The sequence below is a fragment of the Streptomyces sp. P1-3 genome (genome assembly GCF_050613155.1).
Classification (GTDB): Bacteria; Actinomycetota; Actinomycetes; order Streptomycetales; family Streptomycetaceae; genus Streptomyces.
Genome location: NZ_CP192512.1, coordinates 4,472,413 through 4,498,549, shown reverse-complemented (window position 1 = coordinate 4,498,549; position 26,137 = coordinate 4,472,413). Strand labels below are relative to the sequence as shown.

Here is a 26,137-nt window from a genome sequence, read left to right as displayed (position 1 = left end):
ACGTCCCTCACTACTGACCGGAACGAGGCGGCACCGCCGCTCTCAGCTCAGGTGGACACTCATCGAGGCCCAGGTCCTCCAGGACGGCCTTGATGAGGCGACCGAGATTCCGCAGCAGATCGGTCGCCGACTCCCTGACCGTTCGGCAACGGCACCCGAGCGCGGCCCTGAGAAGTTCCTGGAGGCCCGCCTTGACCGCCTCGACGCGCCGCTGGACAGCCGAGTCCGAAGGAGGGCCGGTTTCGCCGGATGGCGCGGCGGCGTTGCCGGGGATGACCGGGCCCGAGGCGGAAAGAGTGTCAAGAGCCTGGTCCGCCTCGTTCTTCTGTGAGACGAGCTTGCCCTCGTCGCTCTCGCCCTCCACGACCATGTCCGCGAACTGGGACGACTCGTCGACCGCGCGGGAGAGATTCGAGAGCGTCTGAAACTGTGCGCTCAAGTCCTGCCCGGGCTCGGCTTTCCGGATCCCGGAACCGTCCCGGGGGGTCCCGGAACCGTCCCGGGTCCCGGAGCCATCCCGGACCCCGGATCCCACGGTCCGCGTGGACGCCGCAGCGGTCTCGGTGACAGGAGGCGGGTCGGAGAGAGAGGTCGCTGCGACGGCGAAGAGGGGGACCATCACGACGGCGGTCAGCAGGCTCTTGCGCAGCATGAACAGGTGCCCCTTCTCGACACACGCCTCATCGGAAGATCGTGAAGGCAGCCTCGCATATGCCACTACCGTATGCAATCTGAATAGCACACAGGGTGACGGGCGGGGCCGTCGCAGGGCACCACAGCGGATAGTTGAACGTGCATCCTCCGCCCGGTCAGGCAGCCCCTACTCGACGGGGTGCGCGGCGGCGAAGGTGAGGAAGGCCGCCCAGGCGTCGGCCGAGAAGGTGAGGTGGGGGCCGGTCTTGTCCTTGGAGTCCCGGACATGGACGGTGTGGGGGCAGGTGGCGACCTCTACGCAGTCGCCGCCGCTGGTGTCGCTGTAGCTGGACTTCCGCCAGGAGACAGCGACTTCGACGCAGGCGCCACCACCGGTGTCGCTATAGCTCGACTTGAACCACACCAGTTCGCCGCTCATAGCTCCTCCGCCAACTTGCTGATGAAGCGCGCCGACTCCTCGGGAGTGAGGGCCCGCTGAAGGATCATGGCATGGCGCTGCCTGATGACGCTTACCGTCGCCGGGTCCACGTACAGCGCGCCCGTCTCATGGCCTTCTACGTAGGCTAGATGCTCGTGCTCAGGTGTCTCCAGCAGCACGAGTGGCCCGTTGAGTCCAGGATGAGCACCGCCGAGTGGCAGAACCTGCACCGTCACGTTACGCCGCTTCCCCATCTCCAGCAGATGCCGCAACTGGCGCTCGTGTGCCTCCACGTCCGCGACGGGGTAGCGCACCGCCGCCTCTCCGATCACGAAGGAGAACGCCCTGGTCTGCTTGTCCAGGACGGCCTGGCGCTCCAGTCGCGCCGCGACCCGTTCCTCCATGGTCTCGTCGTCCAGCGGCGGCAAGTGCGCGCCGAACAGAGCCCGCGTCGTCTCTTCTGTCTGGAGCAGACCTGGGATGAGTTGAGGCTCGAACCAGTTGAGAACGATCGCCTCGGCCTCGTACCGCATGAAGTCCTGTGCGTACGACTGAAACTTCTCCGGCTTGAGATAGTCCTGCGCCGCCAGTAACTTCCCGTGCGCCCCGCACACCTCATCCGCGACCTCAAGCACCCGCAGCGTCGGCCTGCGCCGCCCCTGCTCCATCGACTTGATGGTCTCGCACCCGTAGCCTGCCTGCTTGCCCAAATCCTCGCGGCTCACGCCCGCATGCGTGCGCCAGAGCTTGATCTGGTTTCCGCAGTAGCGCCACGCCATCGGCGTCTCGGCCACCCGTTCCACCTCCCCGGGACACGACGGGTACGCCACCCCGCGTACCCGTGCAGTTACTCCTCACGCTACGCCCGGACCAGCAGCATTCAGCCATGAACAACGGAACTCCCCCACTACCGAGCGACATTGAGCTGCACCTCACCCGCCACCACCGCAGCGTCCCCCTCGCCCGTGAGCTCGTACGCGAGCACGTCCGCGCCTGGGGTCTGGCCGATGACGCGGTGGAGACGGCCCTTCTTCTGCTCAGCGAGTTGGTGACCAACTCCTGCCGTCACGCGCACGTTTCACCCGGTCGGCTGATCTACGCCCGGTGCGAGCTGCGCGACAAGCGGCTGCGCGTGGAGGTGTCGGACGCCAGCGCGGAGCTGCCGCGACCGCGTCAGGCGGCGGTCGATGACGAGAGTGGGCGCGGGCTGGCGCTGGTGGCGGCGCTGGCGGATGACTGGGACGTGCACCCGCGCGCGTGCGGCGTCGGCAAGACCGTCTGGTTCGAGCTCGACGTGCTGGCGCACGGGTCACGCTCTACGCCTGACCCGTCTCGAAGCGGCTGATCTTGTCGCCCGTCACGATGAACGTCCAGCGGGTGCGCATTCCGCCCCACGTGTCGTTGGCATAGTCCGCCAGGAGCGTGCGGCCGCCGTCCGACTCCTCGATCACGTCCATGTGGCCGCCGGAGGAGAAGATCTCCCGGTCCGTCCACTCAGCCAGATCGCGATCGGATCCGTCGTCGGACATCGTCGCGTCCGGGGTCAGCAGCGAGAAGAACTCACCGCGGTCGCCCGCGTTGAGCGCCTGGACGAAGGCGCGGACCTGGGGGTCCGTCAGGTGGTCGGGGCTGATGGGCATGGGGGCGGCTCCTCGCTCCGGGTGGTGTCGGGGCACGTCACCGTTCAGATATCACCGCCACGGCCCGGCGCTGCGGATGCGGGCCTGACCAGGCATGGGGACGTACCCGGAAGGACCCCGTCCGGTATATGCTGCGGCGAATTTTCGAACTCAGGGGCGGGAATGCAGCACATGTACGACATGCGTCATTTCGGTAGAACGCGCAGAGCGGCGGCGGGCGCGGTGGTGGTCGCGGCGGTGATGCTCGGCGCGCTCACCGGCTGCTCGTCGTCGGGCGACGGCGACAAGGGCGAGGGCAAGAGCAAGGACAAGGGCAGCAGCGACACGAAGGCCGCCACCTCGTCCAGCAAGCAGTTCGGCAACAAGGGGTCGGCCTGCGTGCTGCCCGTGACGTTCGACCTGGCGAAGTCCTGGAAGCCGAAGACCGTCAAGCCGCTACCCGCCGAGAAGGACGCCGGACTGGGCTTCAACAAGCTCCTCAAGCAGGGCGGCCTCCGGATGGCGTGCGAGATCGACGGCAAGCCCGCCGGGCACCTCGGCATGATGCGCGTGTGGACCGGACCGAAGTCGGCCGCCGGCGACAAGCCGCGCGAGGTCCTCGAACGGTATGTGGCCGGGGAGTTCGATCCCATACGGAAGAGGACGTACACCGACATCAAGGTCGGCGTCGACGGCCTGGCCGCCACCGAGGTCGTCTACTCGTCCTACAGCAAGCTGACGGAGGAGACCAGGAACCAGACCGCGGTGGCCTTCGCGACGCCGCAGGGGCCGGTCCTGCTGAGCCTTGGCGGGTGGGACACCGAAGAGCACAAGGACATGCTGCCCGCGTTGGAGCTGGCCAAGAAGTCGCTGAAGGTGTCCGCCGGGGACTGACCGGGGCGGCGGCCGGGCCACCCTGGACCCGGCGGACCCGGCGGACCCCGCCGGACCCGGCGGACCCGGTGACCCGGCTAGGGGGTCTCCGGCGGAACGTCGCGAACCAGGCCGGTCAGCGGGCCGTGGGTGCGCCAGCCCAGCGACTCGTACAGCGCCCGCCCCTCGGTCGTCGCGCCGAGCACCGCCGCCGAGGAGCCCGCGTCGAGGGCGGCGTTCGCCAACGTACGCATGACCAGGCTGCCGAGTCCCTTGCGGCGGTGGGCCGGAGAGGTCTCGACCTGGTCGACGACGGCCGGGCGCCCGAGGGCGGGCACGCCGATCTGGCCGCGGGCGGCGAACGCGCCGTCCTCGGCCAGGACGAGCACCCGGGTGACGCCGCCCCGCGCCCAGGTGCGCACCTGGTAGCCCTCGGGAGCCGCGACCGTGGCCGGGCGCAGCGGCGTGGACATCAGGAAGCCGTCACTGTCGAAGCTCCACCCGGGGGCCACCCACGGCGCGACGGTCTGCGGCGGCAGGAAGAACTTCAGCCAGGTGCCGGGAGCGGTGACCGTCTCGGTGAGCTTGCGTATCAGCGGCTCGTCGGCATCGGGCAGTACGTGCCGGGTCACCTGCGCGGTCAGCCCCACGTCGATGGTGAAGCCCCAGGACTCCTCCACCGGCGGCGCCGCCCCGCGCGAGACGACCCAGCCCTCGACCCATTCGCGTACGAGTTCCGCGTCCATTGAATCCGCCCCCCGTGTAATAGACGAAAACGATGACCGCATATTACATCGTTGATCCGATGCTCGGCGCGGGGGCGGCGGTACCGGCACCGGCACCGGGCGGCACCGGCACTAGGCAGCGCCGGTACTAGGCGGCGACGCGCTCCGCGAAGCCGCCGGCCCGCGTCACGATGACGCGGTCGAGCCGGTAGTAGGGCACGGCGAGCAGCGGCGAGTCCCGCAGCCCCTCAAGCAAGCGGTTCCAGTCCTCCAGGTCCGTCGTGCGCACGACGGCGACATCGGTCGGCGAGGCGCTGAACGCGTCGGCGTCGTACCACTCCAACATGCTGACCGGCGCGTGGCGGGCGAGCAGCGGAGCCACGTGCTCGGCGAGGGCGGCGTCCCGCTCGGCGCGGGTCAGGGCGAGCCAGGCGGGCGTGACCGTGAGGTGCATGAAGACGGTCCAAGCGGTTTCTGTACCAAGTGCTTCATCCATGGCGGCGATAATTCATGAACCATCCGTTACAGTCAACTGATGGCTCGACCTGTCGATGAACGCAAGCGCGCGGAGCTGCTCGCCGCCGTGGTGGGGTATCTGGAGACGTACGGCATCGCGGGCCTGTCCCTGCGGGCGGTCGCCGCCGAACTCGGCACGAGTTCACGGATGCTCGTCTACTACTTCGGCACGAAGGAGAACATGCTGGCGCAGGCCCTGGAGACCTCCCGGCCGGATGTGACGGGCCTGTTGGGGCGGGCGGCGTCCGGGCCCGCGCTCCGGGAGACGCTGCTGGCGCTGTGGCACGACGTGACCGCGGGCCGCCAGCGGCGGAGCGCCCCGCTCATGCTGGAGGTGATGGCGCTCGCGGGCGTTCCAGATAGCCCGTACCGCGAGTTCGCCGCGCGCGAGGTCGACGGCTGGGTGGCACCGCTGGCCACGGCGTTCGTACGCATCGGGCACGCGCCCGACGACGCGAGGGCGCGGGCCACCGCGCTGGTGTCCGGCGCGCGGGGCGTTCTTCTGGACCGGCTGGTGACCGGCGACGACGTGCGCACGGACGCGGCCGTGCGGACACTCGTCGACGCGCTGACCGCTCCGCCGCGTTGACCACGCCACCATTGGTCCTGCGTTGACCACACCACCGCGTTGACCACGCCACCATTGGTCCTGCGTTGACCACACCACCGCGTTGACCGCGCCACCGCGTCGACCACGCCATCGCGTTGACCGCTCGGCCGTGCTGACCACTCGGCCGGCTGGTCACCCGGCCGCGCCGAACACCGGCGCGCCCGTCCCGGCGGAGTGGCCGGACGTCGTCGTCGGCCGTCTCAGACCAGCCGTCGTGCCGTCGCCCATCGCGTCAGTTCGTGACGGTTGCTCAGCTGGAGCTTGCGCAACACCGCCGAGACATGGCTCTCGACCGTCTTCACCGAGATGAACAGCTGCTTGGCGATCTCCTTGTACGCGTAACCACGGGCGATGAGCCGCAGCACCTCGCGTTCCCGCTGCGTGAGGCGGTCGAGGTCCTCGTCGACCGGTGGGGCGTCGGTGGACGCGAAGGCGTCCAGGACGAACCCCGCCAGGCGCGGCGAGAAGACCGCGTCGCCTTCCGCCACGCGGAAGACCGCGTCCACCAGATCCGTACCCGTGATGGTCTTGGTGACGTAGCCGCGCGCGCCGCCGCGGATGACGCCGATGACGTCCTCGGCGGCGTCGGAGACCGACAGCGCCAGGAAGCGCACCGGGCGGTCCGGGGCTCCTATCAGGGCCGCGCTGCGGCGCAGCACCTCCACGCCGCCGCCGCCCGGCAGATGGACGTCCAGCAGGACGACCTCGGGGCGGGTCGCGTTGATCACCGTGACGGCCTGGTCGACGTCGGCCGCCTCGCCGACCACCTCCACGCCCGTGACGTCCGTCTGGCCGATCTCGGCCTGGACTCCGGTGCGGAACATGCGGTGGTCGTCGACGAGGACGACCCGCACCCGGCGCTCGGCCGCCGCCACTCCGGACGCCGGTTGCGCCATCTGCCCGTTCCCCGGCGCCGCGTTGCCCGCCGGCCCGTTCGCCGGGCCGTTGGCCGGGCCGTTCGTCGGCGCGTTCGCCGGGCCGTTCGTCGCGCCGTTCGCCGCTGCCCCGGTCCCCGCCTGATCGTTCCCCGCCGGTCCGTTCCCCGTCATCCCGCCACCCTCTCCATCTCCAGCTCCACTTCCGTGCCCCCGTCCGGCGCCGACCGCAGCCGGGCCGTGCCGCCGTTGCGCTGCATCCGGCCGATGATCGACTCGCGTACGCCCATCCGGTCGTCCGGCACGGCGTCGAGGTCGAAGCCCGGACCCCGGTCCCGTACCGAGATGAAGACCGTACGGCCCTCGACCTCCGCGTACACCTGCACGGGGCCGCCCTCGCCACCGTACTTCGCGGCGTTGACCATCGCCTCGCGCGCCGCCTGGAGCTGGGCGGTCAGCCTGTCGTCCAGCGGGCAGTCGCCGACCACCACGACCTCGATGGGGACGCCGTGGTGGTCCTCGACCTCCGCCGCCGTGCGGCGCACCGCCTCCGCCAACGTGTCCGGCGCCTCCGCCTCGTCCTTTCCGGTGCCCTCCGGCCTGTACAGCCAGGCGCGCAGCTCCCGTTCCTGGGCGCGGGCCAGGCGCGCCACCTCGCGGGAGTCGTCGGCGTTGCGCTGGATGAGGGTGAGGGTGTGCAGCACGGAGTCGTGGACGTGGGCGGCGACCTCGGCGCGCTCCTGGGCGCGGATGCGCATCAGCCGCTCCTCGGACAGGTCCTGCATCATCCGCACCAGGTACGGCCCCGCCAGCAGCGCCACGCCGACGATGACGGCGAGGGCGGCCTGGAGCACCGCGCCCAGATGTTCGGCCGAACCCTGGATGACGACGATGCCGGTCACGCCCACACCGGCCAGGACCACTCCGGCCGCGCTCCGCGCGACGGGCAGCACGCGCTTGCGGCGGCTCAGCTCCATCCACTGGGCGCGCCGGGCGTTGTCCGCCTGCCGCCAGACCAGTGCGACACCCGCGCCGAGGAGCAGCAGCGGCCAGATGTAGGTGTTGGCGCGGCCGAGCTGGAAGGAGTCCACGAAGATGCCCATGCCGACGAGCAGCGCGACCAGCGCGGCGACCTGCCCCTTGTCCGGCTTGCGGGCGAAGAGACGGCGCTTGCCGTCGGGGCCGGGCACGGTGGCGGAGGGGGCCGGGCGCTCGGTGTCCACGCCGCCGACGCCGAGCGGCACGACGAACCAGAACAGCGCGTACACCAGCGCGCCGAAGCCCTCGGCCATGACCATCGCCACGAAGACGACGCGCACCCACAGCACCGGCAGGCCCAGATGCCCGGCGAGCCCGCGCGCGACGCCGCCGAGCATCCGCCCCTCGGCGCTGCGGTACAGCTTGCGCGGGGGCGGCTCGGCGTGGTCGGGGGGCACCGGGTGGTGCGGCCCGGCGGTCGGTGCGGTGGCGGCCATGTCCCCGATGGTCACATGATCAGCGCCGCACGGTCATCAGGGTCACCCCTGACCGGACCCGGACGTGCCCTTCCGCTCCGCGTCACCGGGGAGGCCCAGCCCGTCCCTGACCTTCTTGAAGACGGGCAGGTAGTCGTCGACGGCGGTGTCCTCGGGGGCGGAGAGCCAGAGGGCGTACTCCTTCTCGCCCTCGCGGCCCCAGCAGAGGTCGAAGGCGTGCCATTTCCTCGCCTCGCCCTGCCAGCTCAGCTCCCACACCGCCGCCGGCTGGCCCCGGAAGACGGTCTTCTGCATCCGGTGCTGCTCGTACCCCCTGTGCGTGGCGGCGAATGACTTCTCCATGTCCTTGAAGTGGTCAAGGGGGCTGGGGCTGGCCAGATCGAACACGTTCAACCGGAGTTCGATCTTGTTGACGGGGTCCACGTACAGGATCTCCCGGGCCGACCTCACCACGCGGTTCCAGCCGTCGGGCACGGGCAGGGAGACGTCGAACTGCTTCTCGTACTGGAGGTGGTAGCCCTCGGGGACGGGCGGGGGCGTGTGGACCTGGCTCGGGCTCGCGTCCGGAGTCGCGCCTGGCTCCTTCGGCCCCTCCGCGCGCGTCCCCGACCCGCCGCCGTCGCCCGCGTACTGCTGCACCCAGAAGCCGCCCGCGGCGACCACGACCAGTGTTGCCGCCGTCAACAGGACCTTACGGACACCGCTGCCACCTGCCCGTGCCGTGCCCTGGGAGCGCGTCCGGGAAGCGTCGTCCTGCGGCCCGGGCATGGCATCCGGTACGAGGGTGGTGTCCCGGGTGGGCTCGGGCTTCGGCTCCCGTCCCGTATCCGCGCCCGTGTCCGCGCCGGGACCCGTGCTCGCATCCGCCGCCAGCCCGCGCGTACCGGTCGTACCAGTCGTACCCGCCGTACCCGTCGTACCGGTCATGCCCGTCGTGAACGACGGGCCGAGCAGCAGCTCCGGCTCCGTCGTCGCCTCCGCCGCCGGAGCCCGCAGCGCGCGCTCGACGTCCGCCGCCGACGGCCGCTCGTCCGGGTCCTTGGCCAGCAGGGCCTCGATCAGACCCGTCAGCGGACCGGCCTTGCGCATCGGCTCCAGCGGATCCATGGCGATCGCGTACGCCGTCTCCATCGCCGTGTCGCGGCGGAACGGGGCACGCCCCTCCAGCGCCTGATACAGCGTCGCGCCCAGCGCCCACAGGTCCGAGGCAGGGCCGGGCTTGCGGCCCCTGACCCGCTCCGGCGCGATGTAGTCGATGGAGCCGACCACCTCACCGGTCTTGGTCAGCGTGGACGTCCCCGTCGCCATGGCTATGCCGAAGTCGGTGAGCACCACCCGGCCGCCCCAAGGGCCTTGGGCCTCGGCGCTGTCCCCCCGGCCCAGCAGCACGTTGCCGGGCTTGACGTCGCGGTGCAGGACCCCGGCCGCGTGCGCCGCGCGCAGCGCCGCCACCATGCCGCGGCCGATCCTGGCCGCCTCCCCCGGAGAGACGGTGCCGTTCTCCTTGAGCAGCGCGCCCAGCGTGGTGGAGGGCACGTACTCCATGACGATGCAGGGCAACCCGCCGTCGTCCACGACGTCGTGCACGACGACCACGTTGGGATGCGTGATCCGGGCGGCGCTGCGCGCCTCGCGCCGGGTGCGCTCGTGAAGGGTGGCCAGCTCGTCGTCGGAGACGTGGATGGAGATGTGGAGCTGTTTGACCGCGACCTGACGGCCGAGCAGTTCGTCCTCGGCGCGCCACACCGTGCCCATGCCACCGCGGCCGATCCGCTCGATCAACCGGTACCGCCCGGCGACCAGCCGCCCCTCATCCGACACCGCGCACCCCTCTGCCTGCCCCGCCAGCCTTGCCAACCCCGCATGTGTTCGAAGCGACACGATAGCCGCCGCGGGCTCCGGGTCGATCTCAGGGAAGGTCGCGGGAGGGTCCCGGAAAGGTCCCGGAAAGGTCCAGCGGAGATCAGGGGAAGATCCGGGGAAGGTCCGGGGTCGGGCCGGATGCGGCCCGGCCCCGCGGCTTGTCACCATGGACGGATGACCGATGCACACCGCGTGGCGGACGCGCACGACGGCGGCGGGGCCCCGCCCGGGGACTCCGCCGCCGTCCCACCGCCCGCCGCGCCCTCGCCTTCGCCCGCGTCCGCCCCGCTGCGGCGCAGCCGGGAGCACAAGGTGGTCGGCGGGGTGTGCGGCGGGCTCGGCCGGTACTGCGACATGGACCCCGTGATCTTCCGTGTGGTGCTGTCCGTGCTGGCCGTGGCGGGCGGCATCGGCCTGATCGTGTACGGGTTCTGCTGGCTGCTGGTCCCGCTGCTCGGCGAGGACGAGAACGAGGGGCGGCGGCTGCTGTCCGGACGGGTCGAGGGGACCGCGCTGACGGCCGTGCTGTGCGCGCTGGTCGGCTGCGGGCTGTTCCTGTCGATGCTCAACAAGGGCAGCGTCATCGCCTTCTCACTGATGCTGTCGCTGGCCACCGTCGGCGCCGCGTACTGGTCGCGGCACCGGTACGAGCCGGAGAGCGGGGCGGGCGAGGCGGACGCGGCGGCGGCCCAGGCGGCGGCCGGGGGCGCCCCCGTCCCCAAGACGGCGACCGCCGCCAAGGGCTACGGGACCGCGCCGCCCGAGACGCAGGCCCCGCCCACGCTCGGCGGCCCGTCGTGGTGGCGCGACCCGATCGTCAAGGACGGGACGACCGGGCATGTCGGCACCGGCTACCTGTGGGGGCCCGACGACGGCCCGGACGAGGCGTACGAGACCTCGGGGGCGCCCTCCGCGACCCGCTTCCGCCGCGCCCCCGGCGGGGCGGTCGGCGGGCGCGGCGACGAGCGGGACGGCGAACGGGGCCGTGGACGGGCCGACGAGCCCCCGTCGATCAGCGGCTGGACACTGCTGACCGCCCTGACCGCGGCGGCCGTCGGCATCGCCGCGTCCTGGTCCGCGCAGCCGCTCGGCACCAGCCTGGAGATCGGCCTGGCCGGCGCGCTCGCCGTCTTCGCGGTGGGGATCGCCATCAGCAGCCGGTACGGGCGGACGGGGGCGGGCACGCTCGTCGCGGCGGTGCTGACGAGTGTGCTGCTGGCGGGCGCGGCGGCGTTGCCGAAGTCGGTGACGACGGACTGGCGCCGCGAGACCTGGCGGCCGGCGAACGCGGAGGCGGTGCGCGACAGCTATGAACTGGGGACCGGCGTCGGCACGCTGAAGCTCACCGGCGTGACGCCGGGCAAGGACCGGACGGTGCGGACCCGGGCGGAGGTCGGGGCGGGACGGCTGGCCGTGACCGTGCCGAAGGACGTACGGGTGGAGCTGGACATCGAGGTGGGCCTCGGCGACATCCAGCTGCCGGGGGACGCGAGCGACGACGTCGACGTCGAGCCGGCCAGGGACAGCACCGTGACCCTGGAACCGGCGGGCGGCCGCGATCCGCGCGGCACGCTGGAGCTGGAGCTGGAGATCGGAGTCGGCCAGGTGCAGGTGATCCGCGGATGAGGCGCCACCCGTTCGAACCCGGCAAGCTCGTCGCCGGGCTGGTGCTGCTGGGCGTCGCCGTGGTGTACGGCGTGGACGCGGCCGGGGAGTGGGACTTCCCGCCGTTCGCCCCGCTGGTGGCGATCCCGGCGGGACTGACGGTGGCGGCGCTGGTCTCGGTACTGGCGTACACGCTGCGGCGGGCGCGGCGCCGCCGGTCCAGGTAGCGCGGGCGGTAACACCGGGCTCCGACCGCCCTCGGGCCCGTCAGGCCGGCGGGCGGCCGCCGTCGTGGCGGCCATCGCGGCGGCCATCGCGGCGTCGGTCGTCGCGGCGGCGGGCACCGCGGTGGCCCCGCAGCCCGCCGTACCGGACGCCGCGCCTGTGCAGCTCCGCGTCGACCGAGGCGACTCCCGCCCCCGCCAGGACCAGCGGCAGCCACGCCATCAGATAGGCCAGGTCGTTGCCGTAGTAGTACGGCTCGGTCTGCCAGCTGACCGTCAGCCACAGGCTCAGCGAGATCAGCGCGCCGCCGAGGGCCGCCACCCGCGCCAGGACGCCGAAGAGCGTCCCCAGGCCGACCGCGATCTCGCCGAACGCGAGCGCGTAGCCGAAGCTCTCCGGGCTCTTCAGCGCCAGGTCGACCAGCCACGGCACCGCCGAGCTGTCGCGCAGGGAGCGCATCAGCTCGCCGATGGACTCCGGGCCGTGGGCGGCCATGAATCCCGAGGTGGTGAGCTTGTCGAGACCCGCGTAGACGAAGGTCACCCCGAGGAAGACGCGCAGCGGGACGAGCGCGTAGCGGGACGCCGCCGCCCGCAGCCCGCCGTCCGCTCCGGGGCCGCCCGCACCGTCCGCGCCCTTCGCGCCATCCGTACGGTCAACGTGTGCCATCGTGCCCTCCGCCTCTCCGTCGCGCCCCACTCCTTCATACGGGCGCCCGAGGCGAGGTGTTCAGTCGAGGACGTCGATCGGGTAACGGTTGGTCTCCGCGCCGGACGCGGTGATGACCTGGACGTCCACCCGGCCCGGCTCCACGTCCACCGGCACGGGCACGGTCAGCACGGTGTCCGTGGGGTTGGTGAAGCCCCCGGCGACCGGTACGAGCGGCACATGGACGTGCACCGGGCCGATCCGGACGACCGTACGGGCCAGCCGGTCGGCGTCCTGCGCCCCGGCCGGTACGAAGCCGCTGCCGCGGATCTCGATGTCGTCGCCGGTGCGGATCGGCGAGTCGAGGTCGCCGGCCTCCCGCGCCCGTACGACCGAGAGGACCGTGGGCCGCCCGCCGTCGGCGTACTTCCCGCCGAGGTACGTCGCCGCCGACACCGCCACCAGCAGGGCCAGCCCCCACGGCAGCTCGGGCAGCCGCTGCGGCGCCCGGGCCAGGGTGACGCACGCGAAGACGACGGCCGCCGCGTTCAGCAGGACGTACTGCGTGGCGGCGAATCCGGCCCGGCCCGCGTCGTCGGTGAGCAGGTCGGCGGGGCGCGGGCGGTCGGCGCGGACCTTCTGGGCGCGTCGGTCGCGCACCCGGTTCGCCACCACCACGCGGGCCAGGACGGCGACCGCGCAGCTCAGCGCGAGGACGGTCAGCAGGGCGGCGGAGTCGGCGAGCGCGAGGCCGCCGGGGCTCTGGCCGACCGCCCGTTCCAGCGCGAGGAGCAGCACCGCGTACCCGGCGAGCAGCACCCAGCCGGCGGCGACCGCCCGCGAGGTGGACAGCCGGTTGTCCTCCCCGACGAGGACGGCGAGCAGCCCGCCGCGCGTCCGGTGCAGCCAGGCGGCCAGGGTCAGCGGCACGGTGGTGCCGAGCGCGGCGAGCAGACCCGCCGTACGGGTCGCCGACCAGCCGTCCGCGGCCAGCGCGGTGATCAGCTGGGTCAGCAGTAGCACCCCGGCCGCGCCCCACACCGCGACGACCGCCCGCCGCCACACCTGCCTGAACCAGGCGTCACTCGCCGCCCGGCCGCGCTCGGCGACCTCGTGCGCGGCCTGCGTCAGCTCGTCCGAGACCCACTGGCGGGACGCCGAGGCGGAGTGCGCGAGGGCGGCGGGCAGGCCCTGGCCCGTCGCCATCCGGTCGCGCAGCGCGTCGAACGAGGCGACCGCCCTTCGGTGCGCGTCGCGCGCGCTGTGCGGGCAGAGGCAGTCGGCGCCGTGCGCGGCGCCCTGAGGACGGGGGCGCGCGGCGGGGTACGGGGGGCGCGCCGGGTCCCCGTCACGCCCCAGCGCGTGCGCACCGCTCGTCGTGGCGTCCTGCGCCTGATCCACGGCCACGGGGCTGTCTCCCAACTGTCAAACGTCGAGAGGGAATTGTGCCGCACCTCGGAGGGCTCCGGGTCGGCGATCCGGGTCCGGTGCGGGGCGAAACCGGATACGGGGGCTGATCGTTGATCTACGCCGCAAGATCGCTGCCGGGGCATTCGCCCAGCGCGACGGGGTCGCGGCGGGGTGGCGGACCGCTGTGCGCCGTCGCCGCGGCATCGCGTCGCGGCCGCCGCACGTGCGGGTGAACGCCGCGGCCCCTCTGGTTGACGGCTACAGATTGTCGATCTCGGTGAGGTCGATGTCGATGTCGAAGGGGACGGTGAGCTTGAGGCGGTCGTGGTGGATGCCGGTGGGGACGTAGCTCTTGGTCATGGTGTCCAGCTCGTAGACGTAGACGACGGGCCGACGTCCCTCGCCCTGCTCGACACGCCAGAAGTGCGGGATACCGGCCTCGGCGTACAGCTGCGGCTTGCGCTTGCGATCCCGTTCCTCCGAGTCCGGGGACACCGTCTCGACGGCCAGCACGACGTCCTTCGCCTCGTAGTACGTAACGTCCGAATCGACTTCAGCCTCCGCGCGCACGATGGAGACGTCCGGCTCCGGTGCTTGCCGCTTGCCGATGACCACGGTCATCTCCCGCCGCACTCGCAGGTCCTTGGGCACTGTCCTGCGCAGCGTCATCATGAACAAGTCGTTCGCCAAGCTGTGAAACGCTCGCTGCGGGCTCACGAAAACCAGACTCCCGTCGATCAACTCGGTGTGCGGCGGGAGGTCGGGCAGCGTCAGCAGGTCGTCCACGGTGTAGCCATCCGGCGGCGGCACCGGCCAGGGGTGCGCGATCTCAGCGGTCATGGTTCCTCCCATGGACGGGATTCTCGGCCGTGCGGCCAGCGTACCCAGCGGGTACGACAACGCCGCCACCCAAACGTGTGAGCGACGGCGTCGGCGTTGACCTCGGGGGCCCGAGAAGGGCTACTCCCACTCGATGGTGCCCGGCGGCTTGCTGGTGATGTCCAGCACCACCCGGTTGACCTCGTCGACCTCATTCGTGATGCGGGTCGAGATCCGCGACAGCACGTCGTACGGCAGGCGCGACCAGTCCGCCGTCATCGCGTCCTCCGACGACACCGGACGCAGCACGATCGGGTGGCCGTAGGTGCGGCCGTCGCCCTGGACACCCACGGACCGCACATCCGCGAGCAGGACGACCGGGCACTGCCAGATCTCGCGGTCCAGGCCCGCCGCCGTCAGTTCCTCGCGGGCGATGGCGTCGGCCTCGCGCAGCAGGTCCAGGCGCTCCCTGGTGACCTCACCGACGATCCGGATGCCCAGGCCCGGGCCGGGGAAGGGCTGGCGCTGGACGATCTCCTCCGGCAGGCCCAGCTCCTGGCCGACCATCCGGACCTCGTCCTTGAACAGCTTGCGCAGCGGCTCGACCAGCTGGAACTCGAGGTCCTCGGGGAGGCCGCCGACGTTGTGGTGGGACTTGATGTTCGCGGTGCCGGTGCCGCCGCCGGACTCGACGACGTCCGGGTAGAGCGTGCCCTGCACCAGGAACTCCACCGGCTCGCCGTGCGCGCCCGCCTCGGCGACGATCTCCGCCTGGGCCTGCTCGAAGACCCGGATGAACTCCCGGCCGATGATCTTCCGCTTCTCCTCGGGGTCGGAGACCCCCTTGAGCGCGGTGAGGAAGCGCTCCTGCGCGTCGACGACCTTCAGCTGCACGCCGGTGGCGGCGACGAAGTCCTTCTCGACCTGCTCGGTCTCGTCCTTGCGCATCAGCCCGTGGTCGACGTACACGCAGGTCAGCTGGGAGCCGATGGCCTTCTGGACCAGCGCCGCGGCGACCGCGGAGTCCACGCCGCCGGACAGACCGCAGATCGCGCGCTTGGTGCCGACCTGCTCGCGGATGGCGGCGACCTGCTCCTCGATCACGTTCCCGGTGGTCCAGGACGGCTCGATGCCGGCGCCGCGGTAGAGGAAGTGCTCAAGGACCTGCTGGCCGTAGGTGGAGTGCATCACCTCGGGGTGGTGCTGCACGCCGTAGAGCTTCTTCTCGTCGTTCTCGAAGGCCGCGACCGGCACCAGGTCGGTGGAGGCGGTGACGGTGAAGCCCTCGGGGGCGGCGGAGCAGGCGTCGCCGTGCGACATCCACACCGTCTGCTCGGCGGGGGTGCCCTCGAAGAGGGTGGAGCCGGTCTTGGAGACGGTCAGCGGGGTGCGGCCGTACTCACGGGCGCCGGTGTTGTCGACGGCGCCGCCGAGCGTGACCGCCATGAGCTGGAAGCCGTAGCACATGCCGAAGACCGGGACCCCGGCCTCGAACAGCGAACGGTCGAGGGTCGGCGCGCCCTCCGCGTACACCGACGAGGGACCGCCGGACAGGATGATGGCCTTGGGCTTCTTGGCGAGCATCTCGGCCACCGGCATGGTGGACGGCACGATCTCGCTGTAGACCCGGGCCTCACGGACGCGGCGGGCGATGAGCTGGGCGTATTGCGCGCCGAAGTCGACAACCAGAACGGTGTCGGGGGCGGCAGCAGGGGACGCTGAGGGCACTTCGGCGGCCTTCCGGCGGGGTTACATAAGGGTTGGACTTTCCATACTAACGGGCTCATACTGTGGCCCATGTCCAAGCAGCTGACCTGCGTCTTTACCTATGGCACCGGCCCATCCGGCTGCCATGGTCATGCTGCTTAGCAACTGCGAGCAAGCGACTTCCCAGGCGCCCCGGGCCGACACAGGCCCGGGGCGCTGGTCGTTTTCCCGGTCTGTGCACCGGCTCCGGGGCCACGATCCCAGGAGTGTTACGGATATGAGCACGCGTATGAGCACCACCGCCACCACCGCACCCGACACCGCTGCCACCACCGCCCCCGACACCGGCGCGCGCACCGACGAGGCGGCCGCCGCGATCAACGGCGCGCGCCTGCGGATCGACGACCTGGACGCCCGGATCATCGGGCTCGTCCAGGAGCGGATCGCCGTCTCGGACGTGATCCAGCGCGAGCGCATCGCCTCCGGCGGACGGCGGCTCAGCCTCTCCCGCGAGATGGAGGTGCTGGGCCACTACAGCGACCAGCTGGGCAGGCCCGGCACGGCGCTGGCGATGACGCTGCTGGAGCTGTGCCGCGGCAGGATCTGACCAATCCAGGACCTGACCTCCAACCTGACCTCCAGAACCTGACCGATCCGGGACCTGACCGATCCGGGCGGGGACGGAAGGTCACCCGCGGGGCCCATCACCCGTACGGCGCGTGACCAGGTCGTCAAACACCTCGTTGGTCCCGGTGTCCGCGCCAGCCAGGAGCGGACCACCACATCCACGCGTGGCTAGATTCGCCGGAGCGATGAGACGTGGCCCCTGCGGTGATTCAGGTGGTGCGCGTCGTGGGACCTCGCTTCGGCGTGGTGACCGGTCAGCAGGGGACAGCAGCCCGGTCATCATCCTAAGGACGGTCGGTCCCGGGGACGCCTGGGACCGACCGACCGTATCCGGTCGAAACGGTTGCGCCGGATGTGACGTATCCACCACGATGCACACCAGAACGAGATCCGTTCGGCCCGCTGTCGGCGGGGTGGTTCCGCACCGCGCCCGCTCCCCTCTCCCGGCAGCCAGACTCCGCCCGTTCGTACCGCTGCACTCGTACCGCTGCACTCGTAGCGCGCATCCTCACCGCGCACCCGGACCAGCGGCGCAACCCCCCGGCGCCGCCCTCAGCACCGGCGCTGCCCTGACGCTGGTGCTGACCGCCGAGGGCCCCGTGGACGCCTGCCCCTCGCGGGCGCCCCGGGGCCCTTGTGCCTGTCCAGGCCGTCGACGCGACCCGCCAAGCGGCCCCCGATTCGCCGGATCACTTCACACTGTGACCTTTCTGTGGGCAATCTATGCCCGGGCATGACTGGTCATGTACGTGTAAACGGCATGCCGTGCCGTGCCCGTCGCGACGGTCTCCCCCCACGATCGCTGCTGCTCGCAGCAGCGCGTACGGACCCAGAAGAGGTCTCCATGAAGCTTCGCCGCGCACTGGCGACCACGGCGGCGACGGCCGCCATCGCCCCCGCCGCGCTTCTCGCCGCCCCGGCCGCCCACGCCGAGACGCCGCCCCCCGCACCGCCCCCGTCCGCCACCGGCACCACGGCGCCGACCGCGCCCGGCCCGGCCACCACGGCACCGGAGCCGACGGCCCCGTCAACCGAGGACCCCGGCCCCACCCCCGGGCCCACCACCTCCGCGCCCTCCGCACCGGGGCCGACCACCTCCGCGCCGGGGCCGACGGACACGGCGAGCACGCCCGGCCCCACGCCGACGCCCCCGGGCACTCCGCCCACTCCTCCCCCGGCATCCTCCGAGGGCCCGATATCCGAGTGCGGGGACGACGAGTACACCGAGGACCCGGACCTCGCCACGACCCTGGTCGACCTGCCGTCGAAGGTCGTCGCGGGCAGCGGGTTCCACACCTTCGCGTACCAGGTCAGGAACGCCTCCGGCCGCTCCTACCAGCGCGTGGACTACGGCGTCGTCGCGGGCACCGCGGACGCGGACCACCCCGACGGAACCGAGGAGTTCCTGACCCTCCAGTTCAAGGACCCGCGTACGGGCGCGTGGACCGACGTGGCGGGCGGCTACATGACCTTCACCGGCGTGCCCCCGCACGGGACCGTCAGGCTGGACCTGCGGCTGAGCGTCTCCGCCCGTGCCACGGAGGGCTTCGGCTACGCCATCACCGTGGGCGCGTACGTCGACGACGAGGGCGACTGCGTCTACTCCACCGGTGAGTACTACGAGTTCGACGTGTTGCGGGCGGGCGCGAAGACGGGCGAGGTGCCACCCGCGAGGCCCACGCCGCGGCCGCAGCGCGAGAAGCGCCCGTTCCCCAGGCCGCGACCCGACGGCGGCCCCGCACCCCAGGGCGGCCTCGCCGAGACCGGCACCTCCTCGCCCCTGCCGACGATCGCCGTGATCGGCGGGGTCGCGATGGCGGCGGGCGCGGGGACGGTGCTGACGGTGCGCCGCGCCCGCCGCACGCCGTAACGCCCCACCGCCCCCAGCGCTACCGCCTGGACCTCGTCCCGGCCGGCACACCACCCGGCCGGTCCACGGTCACCGTCCGGCCCGGGCCGCTGCGCATGCTGAGTCGGCGCCGGGCGTGGAGCGGCTCAGCTCACCATCCGGTGAGCGTGCAGCCGGCCGGGACCCAGCCCTTGGTCCCCCGGTAGTCCAGGTACGTCCACAGGTTCTTCTCCCAGCCGCACAGGTCGTACGACTGCCCCTTTTCGTCGCTGCAGTTCGCCTGCTTGGCGATCCCGCCCTTCGGGAAGAGGCCCCGCGCCGTCGAGTTGAGCCTCTTCGACGCGCGGATCTTGACGCTCTCCTTCGCCTTGAGCGTCATGCCCTTGTTGCATGCGGCGCCCTTCACCGCGGTCGTGGGAGCCTTCGCAGGCGTGAGGGACCCGGCCGAGGCCGCCCCCGTGGTGAACAGTGTTGCCCCCGTCATCGCCGCCACAGCCAGCAGCGAAGCCAATTTGCGCATATACAGTCCCCGTTCGTCCAAACGGGCGCCTTGCGCGCCCGCGGTCGCGCGGAGTCTAGCCACCGAGATCACCACACCGGATTGGGGGGTGTCCAGCCCTCAGTACGGGAATAGTCACGGGTCGGCGTGGACACAGATGGACGGGGATCCGTAGCGTTCACAGGCGCGGCTCCATCATCGTTCAGGGCAATGTGTTCTGGCGCCGCATCGCCCTCGCACACTCCGTACCGTTCTCGGAGTACGTGAAAGAGAACGAGTGACGTTCGATCCTGGTCAGCTAGGCGAGTCCATGGAAGTTCTCGCCCTGAGGCTGCGAGAACTGCGCAGGCGAGCGGTCTCACAGGAGACCGGCTCGCCAAGCGTTGCAACATGTCGCAGTCCCAGATCAGCAAGTTCGAGACTGGGAAGAAGACGCCCAAACTTGTTGACGTCGAGCGCACTCTCAAGGCACTCGACGTCCCTCAAGAACTGGTCTCGGAAGTCACCGCACTGGCCAGGGTCGCCAACTCTGAGTGGCAGGACAGTCGTTCCTTGTGGCGGAGGGCCAGCGGCCCGCGGTTCGCGCACCACATCGTCATCTGCTGCCCCAACCTCCAATGGCCCCGAATTCGTTGCCCTCTCGGATTGGGAGCCTGATGCCCGATATCCCTCGAACTCCTCATGCCCGGTTGGGGCAGTTGCTGGCCCGACGAACCCCGCCATGTGCGTCGTGGGCACAGCCCATTGGACGACGCGTTATCGCTGAAGCTGGTGGACGACTACATCGAGACAGACTGCCTGCTGGCCGGACATGTGCTGCTCCCCCGCGACGGCAGGACCCTGGAACGCGACTACTACGTCAGCGACGGGCGACTGCTCCCCGGCAAGGTGCGCCACTACCTTGATCAGGGCCACACGCTCTCCCTGCGCAACCTGCAAGACCTGTTCCCCTTCTTCCGCGGCGTCTTCCGGGCCATCCAGCGCGAGACCTGCTACCCCTGCCACGCCACCGGCTATCTGACCCCGCCCGGCGCGCGCGGACTCAGCTGGCACTGGGACCTGTACACGGTCGTCGTCGCGCAGATCGCGGGCACGAAGACATGGCCGCTGTATCGCCCGCAGGTCACCGCCCCCATGCGCGAGCACCTTTCGTTCCCGAAGACCACGACCAGCGCAGCGCTACGGGACCGATTAGCGGGCAAGAAGCCGGACATGGTGTGCGCCCTGGCCCCGGGGGACACCCTCTGGCTGCCGCGCGGCTGGATCCACCACCCCAGGCCACGGGGGCGACCTCGAGCCTGCACGTCGCGTTCGCGCTGCGGGAACTGACCCGGCACTGGCTCGCCCACCAACTGGTGGACTGCCTGCTCACCGAGGAGCGTATGCGCGAGGCGCTGGGCGTGGATGTCCTGACGGACGGCGGGCTCGGGCAAGCCATCGGAGAGACGTGCGGGCTACTGGAACAGGCTTTCACGTCTCTTGACGTGAAGCAGACGGCAGAAGCGGTGAGGAAGACCGCGCTCGACCTGCCGCTGTCTCTCTAGGGTCCAGGCGGCAGCCCTCTGCTCGGCCTACTGATCGCCGCGTGAGCGGGAAGGCCCCGGGACCTTAGGGACCTTAGGGATCGGTACGAACGGCAGGCGCAGCGCGCCGAAGGCCTGCTCCGGGACCGCCGGGTGCTTCGGGGCCACCGGGGCCACGCGCCGGTACGGCTCGCCGGGGGTCGGGCGCGGGTCCGTCTCGCCCCTGTTCGGCCACAGCGACATCGCCCGCTCCGCCTGTGCAGTGATCGTCAGGGACGGGTTGACGCCGAGGTTCGCCGAGACCGCGGCGCCGTCGACCACCGAGATGCCCGGGTGGCCGTACAGCCGGTGGTACGGGTCGATGACGCCGTGGTCCGGGTCCTCGCCGATCGGGCAGCCGCCCAGGAAGTGGGCGGTCAGCGGGGTGCCCATCAGCTCGCCGACGTTGCTGCCCGCGAAGCCGTTGATCGATTCGGCGATCAGGCGGGCCGCCTCCGCGCCCTCGGGGATGTGGTCGGGGTTGGGGTCCCCATGCCCCTGGCGGGCCGTGAGCAGGCCCTTGCCCACGCCCTTCGGCTTGCGGCACGTGATCAGGGAGTTGTCGTGGGTCTGCATGACCAGGCCGATGATGGTGCGTTCGGACCAGCGGTGGTTGGAGAGCGAACGGAGCGACAGGATCGGGTGGCGGGCGTTGGCGGCCAGGAATCGGAGCCAGCGCGGCAGCCTGCCGCCGTGCGGGATCTGGAGGACGGACAGCCCGCCCATCGCGTTGGAACCCTTGCCGTAGCGGACCGGCTCGATGTGCGTGGTGTCGTTGGGGTGGATCGACGAGGTGATCGCCACGCCCTGGGTGAAGTCCGGGCCCTTCCCGCCCGTCAGCTTCCGATAGCGGCGGGGCGTGGTCTGCGCGCCCACCAGTGCCTCGGAGTTGGTACGGGTCAGCTCGCCCAGCCGCGCCGAGATCCCCGGCAGCAGGCCCTTGTCCCGCATGGTGTGCAGCAGCGTCTGCGTACCGTACGTCCCCGCGGCGATCACCACCTGGCGGGCGCGGAATGTCCGGCGGCGGCCCTTGCGGCGCTGGTCGGTGGGGACCGTGATGACACGGTGGCCGCCGTCGCCGTCCTCGGTGATCGCCACCACCGTCGTCATCGGGTGGACCTCGGCGCCCGACTTCTCGGCCAGGTAGAGGTAGTTCTCGTTCAGCGTGTTCTTCGCACCGTGCCGGCAGCCCGTCATGCACTCGCCGCACTCGGTGCACGCCTTGCGGGACGGGCCCGCGCCGCCGAAGTACGGGTCGGGGACCTCCTCGCCGGGCCTCGCCCGTACGCCCGCTCCTCCGCCCTCCCCGGCGTCCTGGCCGTCGCCGAAGAAGACCCCGACCGGCGCCATGTGGAAGGAGTCGGCCACGCCCATCTTCTCCGCCGCCGCCTTGAGATGGACGTCGGAGGGGGTCATGGTCGGGTTGAGGCGTACGCCGAGCATCCGCCGCGCCTGCTCGTAGTACGGCCTCAGCTCCTCCTGCCAGTCGGTGATGTGGCCCCACTGCGGGTCCTGGAAGAACGGTGTGGGCGGTACGTACAGGGTGTTGGCGTAGTTCAGCGAACCGCCGCCGACCCCGGCGCCCGCCAGCACCATCACCTTGCCCAGGACGTGGATGCGCTGGATGCCGTAGAGGCCGAGCGCCGGGGCCCACAGGTAGTCGCGCAGGTGCCAGGAGTTCCTGGGCAGGGTGTCGCGGGTGAAGCGGCGGCCTGCCTCGAGGACGCCCACCCGGTAGCCCTTCTCGGTCAGGCGAAGGGCGGACACGGAGCCGCCGAAGCCGGAGCCGATGACGAGGACGTCGTAGTCGTATCCGTCCTCCCCGGCCTCCGACCGGTCCCGGTTTCCGGCGCACTCGTCCCGTGTCACTGGTACCTCCGTACGAACGTGCTGGTCAGCGTCAGGGGTGTGGGGGCAGGGTCAGGGTCAGCGCAGGCGGAGTGCCTTCATCGCGCGCAGGCTGCGGGTCATGAACGCGGCGTACTTCTCGTCGGTCAGGCCGAGCGACGGCGCCAGCGGCAGCAGCCGCTGCTGGGCGACGGTCTGCGCCTCGGTGAACTTCAGGATGCCCTCCGAGCCGTGCCGGCGGCCGAGTCCGGACTCGCCCATGCCGCCCATCGGGGCGCGCACGCTGGCGTAGGCGGCGGCATAGCTCTCGTTGACGTTGACCGTGCCGGTGCGCAGCCGGGCGGCGACGGCCCGGCCGCGGCGGCCGTCCTTGGTCCAGACGCTGGCGTTGAGGCCGTACGGGGTGGCGTTGGCCAGCTCGACGGCCTCGTCCTCGTCGCCGAACCGGTAGAGGGAGACCACCGGGCCGAAGGTCTCCTCGGCGCACACGGCCATCGGCGCCTCGACGCCGTCGAGGATGGTCGGCTCGTAGAACAGCGGGCCGATGTCGGGCCGGGGGCGGCCGCCCGCGACCACCGTGGCGCCCTTGGCGACGGCCTCCTCGACGTGGCGGGTGACGGTCTCCAACTGGCGTGCGGAGACCAGCGATCCCATCTCCGCGCCGTACGCCAGGGCCGTGCCGAGCCGCAGCGACTTGGTGCGGGCGGCGAAGCGCCGGAGGAAGTCGTCGGCGACCGACTCGTGCACGTACAGCCGCTCGATGGAGATGCACAGCTGGCCGGCGGAGGAGAAGCAGCCGCGGACGGCGCCCTCGGCGGCCTTGTCGAGGTCGGCGTCGCGCAGCACCAGCATGGCGTTCTTGCCGCCGAGTTCGAGGGAGCAGCCGACCAGCCTGGCGGCGGCCGACTGGGCGACCTCGCGGCCGGTGCGGGTGGAACCGGTGAACGAGACGTAGTCGGCCCCGGCGACGACGGCCGGGCCGACGACCGGCCCCTCGCCGATGACGACCTGCCACACCTCGGCGGGCAGCCCGGCCTCGATCATCAGCTGGCGGGCCCACAGCGCGGTGAGCGCGGTCTGGGTGTCGGGCTTCATCACGACGGCGTTGCCGGAGACGAAGGCGGGGACAGCGTCGCCGACGGAGAGCTCCAGCGGGTAGTTCCAGGGCACGATCTGGCCGACGACGCCGCGCGGCTGGCGCAGCTCGGTGACCTTGGTCAGGGTCGGTACGGCGCCCAGGTGGGACTTGGGACGCAGATACTCCGGGGCCTTGCGGCCGTAGTGGCGGGCCGCGAGGGCGACGGCCTGGATCTCCTCGTGGGCGTGCAGCCGGGTCTTGCCGGTCTCCAGCTGCACGATGTCCAGGATCTCCGACTGGCGGCCGAGCAGCAGGTCGTGGAAGCGCAGCAGGACGGCGGCGCGGCGGCGGACGGGCAGCGCGGCCCACGCCCGCTGCGCCTCGCGGGCGCGGGCGAAGGCGGTGGCCACGTCCTCGGGGGTGGACTCGGGCAGCTCGGCGAGCTTCTCCCCGGTGAACGGGGTGTGGTTGGCGGTGCTGCCGCTGCCGACGACACCGCCGGTGAGCCGGGCGACCAGGTCGGGCGTGACGACGTCGGCGGCGGTGCGGGTGCCGGGGGCGGCGACCGGGTTGCCGTCGGCGGCGGGCGTGGCCGCGGTCGTGGCTGCTGCGCTGTCCTGCGAGTCCGTCATGCGGAGGAGCGTATGCCGGGGCGGACGCTTTGGGTACCCGCTGGTAACCACTTTCGACGATCCGCGCCAGCGGTTGCTGGCGCGGATCGCCGACCGCGCAGGTCAGAGCTCGTCTTCGTCGATCTTCAGGTTCTTCACGACATCATCGAACAGCTGATCGCCGACCTCGCGAGCGTCGCCCTCGGCGGGCATCGTGATCGTCAGCCCCCAGACCGTCTTGTCCTTGTTGATGTAGACGTGGTCGCGGTGAGCATGACGGGGGGCGTCCTCGGCATCACCGCTATCCCGGTATGTGGTGGTCAGGTCACGCGCTTCCTTGCCCTGCTGGCTCGACTTCTCCGGCTTGCCCGGCTGGGCGTCGTTCATGCCGGAGTTGCTGCCGCCGTAGTAGCCGACAAGGGTCTTGACCGCACCGTCGAGCGACGTCGCGTAGGGGCCGTCGTCGTCTTCCGCCGACCGCCACAGGGAGATGGTGAAGACACCGCTGGGATCACGGAACTCGACCTCGGTGTAGCCGTCGCTGTCATCCTCATCCGTGACCTCGCGCCGGTAGTCCTCCGGTACGGCCAGCGACGCCGACAGCAGCTCCGGGTCCTCGCGGACCGTCCAGCCCTCGGGCAGCGTCGGATCGCTCGCGAACGGGTTCAGCACGGCCAGCACCAGCGCCGCCGCCACGGCCAGCACGCCGCCGCCGAACAGCGCCTGCGCCTTGCGGTTCTTGTGCAGGATCGGCGGGACGAAGCGGCTGCCGCCGGTGGCCGCGGGGGCGACCGGGGCGGCGGCCAGCAGCGTCGCCGCGGGCTGCGGCGGGTTCGCCGCCGACTCCAGCACGTGGCGCGCCTCGGCCGCCGACGGCCGCGCCGCCGGGTCCTTGCGCAGCAGCTGCATGACGAGGGTGCCCAGCGCGCCGGAGCCGCGCGCGGGCGTCTGCGGCTCGGCCGACAGGATCGCCTGGAGGGTCGCGGGGGTGTGCGAGCGGCGGAACGGCGACATGCCCTCGACCGCCGCGTACAGCACCACGCCCAGCGACCACAGGTCGGACTCCGGGCCGGGCCGCTGGCCCAGCACCCGCTCCGGCGCGATGAACTCCGGCGAGCCGACGAACGCGCCGGTCTCGGTCAGCCCCTGCTCGCCCTCGACCTGCGCGATCCCGAAGTCGGTGAGGACGACGCGGTCGTTGCGGCCCAGCAGGACGTTGTCCGGCTTGACGTCGCGGTGCAGTACCCCGGCCTCGTGGGCCGCGGTCAGCGCGCCCAGCACGGCCAGGCCGATGCGGGCCGCCTCGCGCGGGTCCAGGGTGCCCTCGGCGAGCCGGTCGGCGAGCGAATGCCCCTGGACCAGCTCCATCACGATCCACGGGCGGCCGTCCTCGACCACCACGTCGTGCACGGTGACCACCGACGGGTGGTCGATCCGGGCCGCCGCGCGCGCCTCGCGCTGCATGCGCTGGTGGACGGTGTGCCGCTCGCGCTCCGGCAGATGGTCGGGGACGCGCGGCTCCTTGACCGCGACCTCGCGGTCGACGACCTGGTCATGGGCCTTCCAGACGGTGCCCATGCCGCCGTGCCCGAGGCGGGAGACGAGCCGGTAGCGGCCGCCGACGACCCGGCCCGAGCCGGGGTCCAACGGGGCGGTGGGAGCGGCGGAGCCGCCGCTGTGGCCGCCGGCGCGCGGGTCGTCGGCGGCGTGCCCGGCATGTCCGGGGTGCCCGGGGTTGCCAGGCTGCGCGGGGTGGCCCTGGTGGCCGGCTCCGGGGTGGCTCGGCTGCGCGGCCATCTGCGTCGGCTCGTAGGCGCCCTGCGGCGGAACCGGTGCCGCCGTGCCGGGCGCGTCGTGCCCGTCGGGCGCCTGTGGCGGCTGGAGCCCGTAGCTGGTGGGCTCGTCCGCCCGTCCCCCAAGGTTCGTCATGTGCCCATCATTACCTGTCGCGGTGCGTCGCCCGCCAATCGAGTCAGTCGCTGAGCCAGTCGCTTGAGCCGGTCGCCTGAGTCGGTCGCTTG

At 71.7% G+C, this 26,137-nt stretch carries 26 protein-coding genes and 1 pseudogene; 10 read left to right on the top strand and 17 right to left on the bottom strand.

What is annotated here, in order from left to right:
* Positions 1-10: 10 nt before the first annotated feature.
* The 3 genes from ACQUSR_RS19485 to ACQUSR_RS19475 all read right to left on the bottom strand — a co-directional run bounded on the left by ACQUSR_RS19485 (position 11) and on the right by ACQUSR_RS19475 (position 1,851).
* Positions 11-652: a hypothetical protein gene (locus ACQUSR_RS19485; protein ID WP_431043857.1), complete on the bottom strand. Its 642-nt coding sequence runs from the start codon at positions 650-652 to the stop codon at positions 11-13.
* Positions 653-820: 168 nt separating this feature from the next.
* The gene (locus ACQUSR_RS19480) at positions 821-1,072 is read right to left on the bottom strand and encodes a DUF397 domain-containing protein (protein WP_431043856.1); all 252 of its coding nucleotides are present in this window, start codon (positions 1,070-1,072) and stop codon (positions 821-823) included.
* Positions 1,069-1,851, bottom strand: a complete 783-nt coding sequence (locus tag ACQUSR_RS19475) for a helix-turn-helix domain-containing protein (RefSeq protein WP_431047697.1) — start codon at positions 1,849-1,851, stop codon at positions 1,069-1,071. Before ACQUSR_RS19475 ends, ACQUSR_RS19480 begins: the two co-directional genes overlap by 4 nt.
* A 107-nt stretch (positions 1,852-1,958) precedes the next feature.
* On the opposite strand from ACQUSR_RS19475, the gene ACQUSR_RS19470 reads away from it, so the two are divergent.
* Complete coding sequence (locus ACQUSR_RS19470) at positions 1,959-2,417, top strand: ATP-binding protein (RefSeq protein ID WP_431043855.1); 459 nt, start codon at positions 1,959-1,961, stop codon at positions 2,415-2,417.
* Here ACQUSR_RS19470 and ACQUSR_RS19465 read toward each other — a convergent pair.
* On the bottom strand, positions 2,389-2,712 hold the full coding sequence (locus ACQUSR_RS19465) for a nuclear transport factor 2 family protein (RefSeq protein WP_431043853.1): 324 nt from the start codon (positions 2,710-2,712) through the stop codon (positions 2,389-2,391). The two genes, ACQUSR_RS19470 and ACQUSR_RS19465, sit on opposite strands and share 29 nt — an antisense overlap.
* Before the next feature lie 162 nt (positions 2,713-2,874).
* Between ACQUSR_RS19465 and ACQUSR_RS19460 the strand changes: the two genes are divergently transcribed.
* Positions 2,875-3,585: a lipoprotein gene (locus ACQUSR_RS19460; RefSeq protein WP_431043852.1), complete on the top strand. Its 711-nt coding sequence runs from the start codon at positions 2,875-2,877 to the stop codon at positions 3,583-3,585.
* 77 nt (positions 3,586-3,662) lie between these two features.
* Here the strand turns inward: ACQUSR_RS19460 and ACQUSR_RS19455 are convergent, their stop codons facing one another.
* Both ACQUSR_RS19455 and ACQUSR_RS19450 read right to left on the bottom strand, forming a co-directional pair.
* Complete coding sequence (locus ACQUSR_RS19455; protein WP_431043850.1) at positions 3,663-4,310, bottom strand: GNAT family N-acetyltransferase; 648 nt, start codon at positions 4,308-4,310, stop codon at positions 3,663-3,665.
* 127 nt (positions 4,311-4,437) lie between these two features.
* Positions 4,438-4,785 (bottom strand): darcynin family protein, encoded by a 348-nt coding sequence (locus tag ACQUSR_RS19450; protein WP_431043849.1) that lies wholly within the window; start codon positions 4,783-4,785, stop codon positions 4,438-4,440.
* Between the two features lie 39 nt (positions 4,786-4,824).
* On the opposite strand from ACQUSR_RS19450, the gene ACQUSR_RS19445 reads away from it, so the two are divergent.
* Positions 4,825-5,394 carry a TetR/AcrR family transcriptional regulator gene (locus tag ACQUSR_RS19445; RefSeq protein WP_431043848.1) on the top strand — a complete coding sequence of 190 codons (570 nt, stop codon included), beginning with the start codon at positions 4,825-4,827 and terminating at the stop codon, positions 5,392-5,394.
* A gap of 221 nt (positions 5,395-5,615) precedes the next feature.
* Here the strand turns inward: ACQUSR_RS19445 and ACQUSR_RS19440 are convergent, their stop codons facing one another.
* The 3 genes from ACQUSR_RS19440 to ACQUSR_RS19430 form a co-directional block, all read right to left on the bottom strand.
* The gene (locus tag ACQUSR_RS19440; protein ID WP_431047695.1) at positions 5,616-6,311 is read right to left on the bottom strand and encodes a LuxR C-terminal-related transcriptional regulator; all 696 of its coding nucleotides are present in this window, start codon (positions 6,309-6,311) and stop codon (positions 5,616-5,618) included.
* 149 nt (positions 6,312-6,460) lie between these two features.
* Entirely contained in the window at positions 6,461-7,765 is a 1,305-nt protein-coding gene (locus ACQUSR_RS19435; protein WP_431043847.1) for a PspC domain-containing protein, read from the bottom strand.
* Between the two features lie 42 nt (positions 7,766-7,807).
* On the bottom strand, positions 7,808-9,586 hold the full coding sequence (locus tag ACQUSR_RS19430) for a protein kinase domain-containing protein (protein WP_431043846.1): 1,779 nt from the start codon (positions 9,584-9,586) through the stop codon (positions 7,808-7,810).
* Between the two features lie 216 nt (positions 9,587-9,802).
* Between ACQUSR_RS19430 and ACQUSR_RS19425 the strand changes: the two genes are divergently transcribed.
* Complete coding sequence (locus tag ACQUSR_RS19425; RefSeq protein ID WP_431043845.1) at positions 9,803-11,254, top strand: PspC domain-containing protein; 1,452 nt, start codon at positions 9,803-9,805, stop codon at positions 11,252-11,254.
* Positions 11,251-11,460, top strand: coding sequence for a hypothetical protein (locus ACQUSR_RS19420; protein ID WP_431043844.1), 210 nt, complete (start codon positions 11,251-11,253; stop codon positions 11,458-11,460). The genes ACQUSR_RS19425 and ACQUSR_RS19420 overlap by 4 nt, the downstream gene beginning before the upstream one ends.
* Positions 11,461-11,611: 151 nt before the next feature.
* Here the strand turns inward: ACQUSR_RS19420 and ACQUSR_RS19415 are convergent.
* From ACQUSR_RS19415 to guaA, 4 genes and pseudogenes are all read right to left on the bottom strand, one after another.
* A pseudogene (locus ACQUSR_RS19415) lies at positions 11,612-12,127 on the bottom strand (DoxX family protein); the annotation flags it as partial.
* 60 nt (positions 12,128-12,187) lie between these two features.
* The gene (locus tag ACQUSR_RS19410) at positions 12,188-13,513 is read right to left on the bottom strand and encodes a hypothetical protein (RefSeq protein WP_431043843.1); all 1,326 of its coding nucleotides are present in this window, start codon (positions 13,511-13,513) and stop codon (positions 12,188-12,190) included.
* A 261-nt stretch (positions 13,514-13,774) separates the two neighbouring features.
* Positions 13,775-14,356, bottom strand: a complete 582-nt coding sequence (locus ACQUSR_RS19405; RefSeq protein WP_431043842.1) for a Uma2 family endonuclease — start codon at positions 14,354-14,356, stop codon at positions 13,775-13,777.
* Positions 14,357-14,476: 120 nt separating this feature from the next.
* Positions 14,477-16,063, bottom strand: coding sequence for a glutamine-hydrolyzing GMP synthase (gene guaA / locus ACQUSR_RS19400; protein WP_431043841.1), 1,587 nt, complete (start codon positions 16,061-16,063; stop codon positions 14,477-14,479).
* A 256-nt stretch (positions 16,064-16,319) separates the two neighbouring features.
* Between guaA and ACQUSR_RS19395 the strand changes: the two genes are divergently transcribed.
* Both ACQUSR_RS19395 and ACQUSR_RS19390 read left to right on the top strand, forming a co-directional pair.
* Positions 16,320-16,649 (top strand): chorismate mutase, encoded by a 330-nt coding sequence (locus tag ACQUSR_RS19395; RefSeq protein ID WP_431043840.1) that lies wholly within the window; start codon positions 16,320-16,322, stop codon positions 16,647-16,649.
* Between the two features lie 864 nt (positions 16,650-17,513).
* Entirely contained in the window at positions 17,514-18,539 is a 1,026-nt protein-coding gene (locus ACQUSR_RS19390; protein WP_431043839.1) for an LAETG motif-containing sortase-dependent surface protein, read from the top strand.
* Positions 18,540-18,669: 130 nt separating this feature from the next.
* On the opposite strand, the gene ACQUSR_RS19385 is transcribed toward ACQUSR_RS19390, so the two are convergent.
* Positions 18,670-19,038: a hypothetical protein gene (locus ACQUSR_RS19385; protein ID WP_431043838.1), complete on the bottom strand. Its 369-nt coding sequence runs from the start codon at positions 19,036-19,038 to the stop codon at positions 18,670-18,672.
* A 369-nt stretch (positions 19,039-19,407) separates the two neighbouring features.
* On the opposite strand from ACQUSR_RS19385, the gene ACQUSR_RS19380 reads away from it, so the two are divergent.
* The 3 genes from ACQUSR_RS19380 to ACQUSR_RS19370 all read left to right on the top strand — a co-directional run bounded on the left by ACQUSR_RS19380 (position 19,408) and on the right by ACQUSR_RS19370 (position 20,561).
* Positions 19,408-19,674: a helix-turn-helix domain-containing protein gene (locus ACQUSR_RS19380; protein WP_431043837.1), complete on the top strand. Its 267-nt coding sequence runs from the start codon at positions 19,408-19,410 to the stop codon at positions 19,672-19,674.
* Between the two features lie 87 nt (positions 19,675-19,761).
* Complete coding sequence (locus ACQUSR_RS19375) at positions 19,762-20,346, top strand: JmjC domain-containing protein (RefSeq protein ID WP_431043836.1); 585 nt, start codon at positions 19,762-19,764, stop codon at positions 20,344-20,346.
* A 53-nt stretch (positions 20,347-20,399) separates the two neighbouring features.
* Positions 20,400-20,561: a hypothetical protein gene (locus ACQUSR_RS19370; protein WP_431043835.1), complete on the top strand. Its 162-nt coding sequence runs from the start codon at positions 20,400-20,402 to the stop codon at positions 20,559-20,561.
* A gap of 27 nt (positions 20,562-20,588) precedes the next feature.
* Here ACQUSR_RS19370 and ACQUSR_RS19365 read toward each other — a convergent pair whose 3' ends face one another.
* The 3 genes from ACQUSR_RS19365 to ACQUSR_RS19355 all read right to left on the bottom strand — a co-directional run bounded on the left by ACQUSR_RS19365 (position 20,589) and on the right by ACQUSR_RS19355 (position 26,045).
* Positions 20,589-22,448 carry a GMC oxidoreductase gene (locus ACQUSR_RS19365; protein ID WP_431043834.1) on the bottom strand — a complete coding sequence of 620 codons (1,860 nt, stop codon included), beginning with the start codon at positions 22,446-22,448 and terminating at the stop codon, positions 20,589-20,591.
* 57 nt (positions 22,449-22,505) lie between these two features.
* Positions 22,506-24,137, bottom strand: a complete 1,632-nt coding sequence (locus ACQUSR_RS19360; RefSeq protein ID WP_431043833.1) for a succinic semialdehyde dehydrogenase — start codon at positions 24,135-24,137, stop codon at positions 22,506-22,508.
* A 102-nt stretch (positions 24,138-24,239) separates the two neighbouring features.
* The gene (locus tag ACQUSR_RS19355) at positions 24,240-26,045 is read right to left on the bottom strand and encodes a protein kinase domain-containing protein (protein ID WP_431043832.1); all 1,806 of its coding nucleotides are present in this window, start codon (positions 26,043-26,045) and stop codon (positions 24,240-24,242) included.
* Positions 26,046-26,137 lie beyond the last annotated feature (92 nt).

What these genes read in the sequence shown, in the direction of transcription:
- ACQUSR_RS19485 (WP_431043857.1), bottom strand. Translation starts at nt 652, where the DNA reads ATGCTGCGCAAGAGCCTGCTGACCGCCGTCGTGATGGTCCCCCTCTTC.
- ACQUSR_RS19480 (WP_431043856.1), bottom strand. Translation starts at nt 1,072, where the DNA reads ATGAGCGGCGAACTGGTGTGGTTCAAGTCGAGCTATAGCGACACCGGT.
- ACQUSR_RS19475 (WP_431047697.1), bottom strand. Translation starts at nt 1,851, where the DNA reads ATGGCGTGGCGCTACTGCGGAAACCAGATCAAGCTCTGGCGCACGCAT.
- ACQUSR_RS19470 (WP_431043855.1), top strand. Translation starts at nt 1,959, where the DNA reads ATGAACAACGGAACTCCCCCACTACCGAGCGACATTGAGCTGCACCTC.
- ACQUSR_RS19465 (WP_431043853.1), bottom strand. Translation starts at nt 2,712, where the DNA reads ATGCCCATCAGCCCCGACCACCTGACGGACCCCCAGGTCCGCGCCTTC.
- ACQUSR_RS19460 (WP_431043852.1), top strand. Translation starts at nt 2,875, where the DNA reads ATGCAGCACATGTACGACATGCGTCATTTCGGTAGAACGCGCAGAGCG.
- ACQUSR_RS19455 (WP_431043850.1), bottom strand. Translation starts at nt 4,310, where the DNA reads ATGGACGCGGAACTCGTACGCGAATGGGTCGAGGGCTGGGTCGTCTCG.
- ACQUSR_RS19450 (WP_431043849.1), bottom strand. Translation starts at nt 4,785, where the DNA reads ATGGATGAAGCACTTGGTACAGAAACCGCTTGGACCGTCTTCATGCAC.
- ACQUSR_RS19445 (WP_431043848.1), top strand. Translation starts at nt 4,825, where the DNA reads ATGGCTCGACCTGTCGATGAACGCAAGCGCGCGGAGCTGCTCGCCGCC.
- ACQUSR_RS19440 (WP_431047695.1), bottom strand. Translation starts at nt 6,311, where the DNA reads ATGGCGCAACCGGCGTCCGGAGTGGCGGCGGCCGAGCGCCGGGTGCGG.
- ACQUSR_RS19435 (WP_431043847.1), bottom strand. Translation starts at nt 7,765, where the DNA reads ATGGCCGCCACCGCACCGACCGCCGGGCCGCACCACCCGGTGCCCCCC.
- ACQUSR_RS19425 (WP_431043845.1), top strand. Translation starts at nt 9,803, where the DNA reads ATGACCGATGCACACCGCGTGGCGGACGCGCACGACGGCGGCGGGGCC.
- ACQUSR_RS19420 (WP_431043844.1), top strand. Translation starts at nt 11,251, where the DNA reads ATGAGGCGCCACCCGTTCGAACCCGGCAAGCTCGTCGCCGGGCTGGTG.
- ACQUSR_RS19405 (WP_431043842.1), bottom strand. Translation starts at nt 14,356, where the DNA reads ATGACCGCTGAGATCGCGCACCCCTGGCCGGTGCCGCCGCCGGATGGC.
- ACQUSR_RS19395 (WP_431043840.1), top strand. Translation starts at nt 16,320, where the DNA reads ATGAGCACGCGTATGAGCACCACCGCCACCACCGCACCCGACACCGCT.
- ACQUSR_RS19390 (WP_431043839.1), top strand. Translation starts at nt 17,514, where the DNA reads ATGAAGCTTCGCCGCGCACTGGCGACCACGGCGGCGACGGCCGCCATC.
- ACQUSR_RS19385 (WP_431043838.1), bottom strand. Translation starts at nt 19,038, where the DNA reads ATGCGCAAATTGGCTTCGCTGCTGGCTGTGGCGGCGATGACGGGGGCA.
- ACQUSR_RS19380 (WP_431043837.1), top strand. Translation starts at nt 19,408, where the DNA reads ATGTCGCAGTCCCAGATCAGCAAGTTCGAGACTGGGAAGAAGACGCCC.
- ACQUSR_RS19370 (WP_431043835.1), top strand. Translation starts at nt 20,400, where the DNA reads ATGCGCGAGGCGCTGGGCGTGGATGTCCTGACGGACGGCGGGCTCGGG.
- ACQUSR_RS19360 (WP_431043833.1), bottom strand. Translation starts at nt 24,137, where the DNA reads ATGACGGACTCGCAGGACAGCGCAGCAGCCACGACCGCGGCCACGCCC.
- ACQUSR_RS19355 (WP_431043832.1), bottom strand. Translation starts at nt 26,045, where the DNA reads ATGACGAACCTTGGGGGACGGGCGGACGAGCCCACCAGCTACGGGCTC.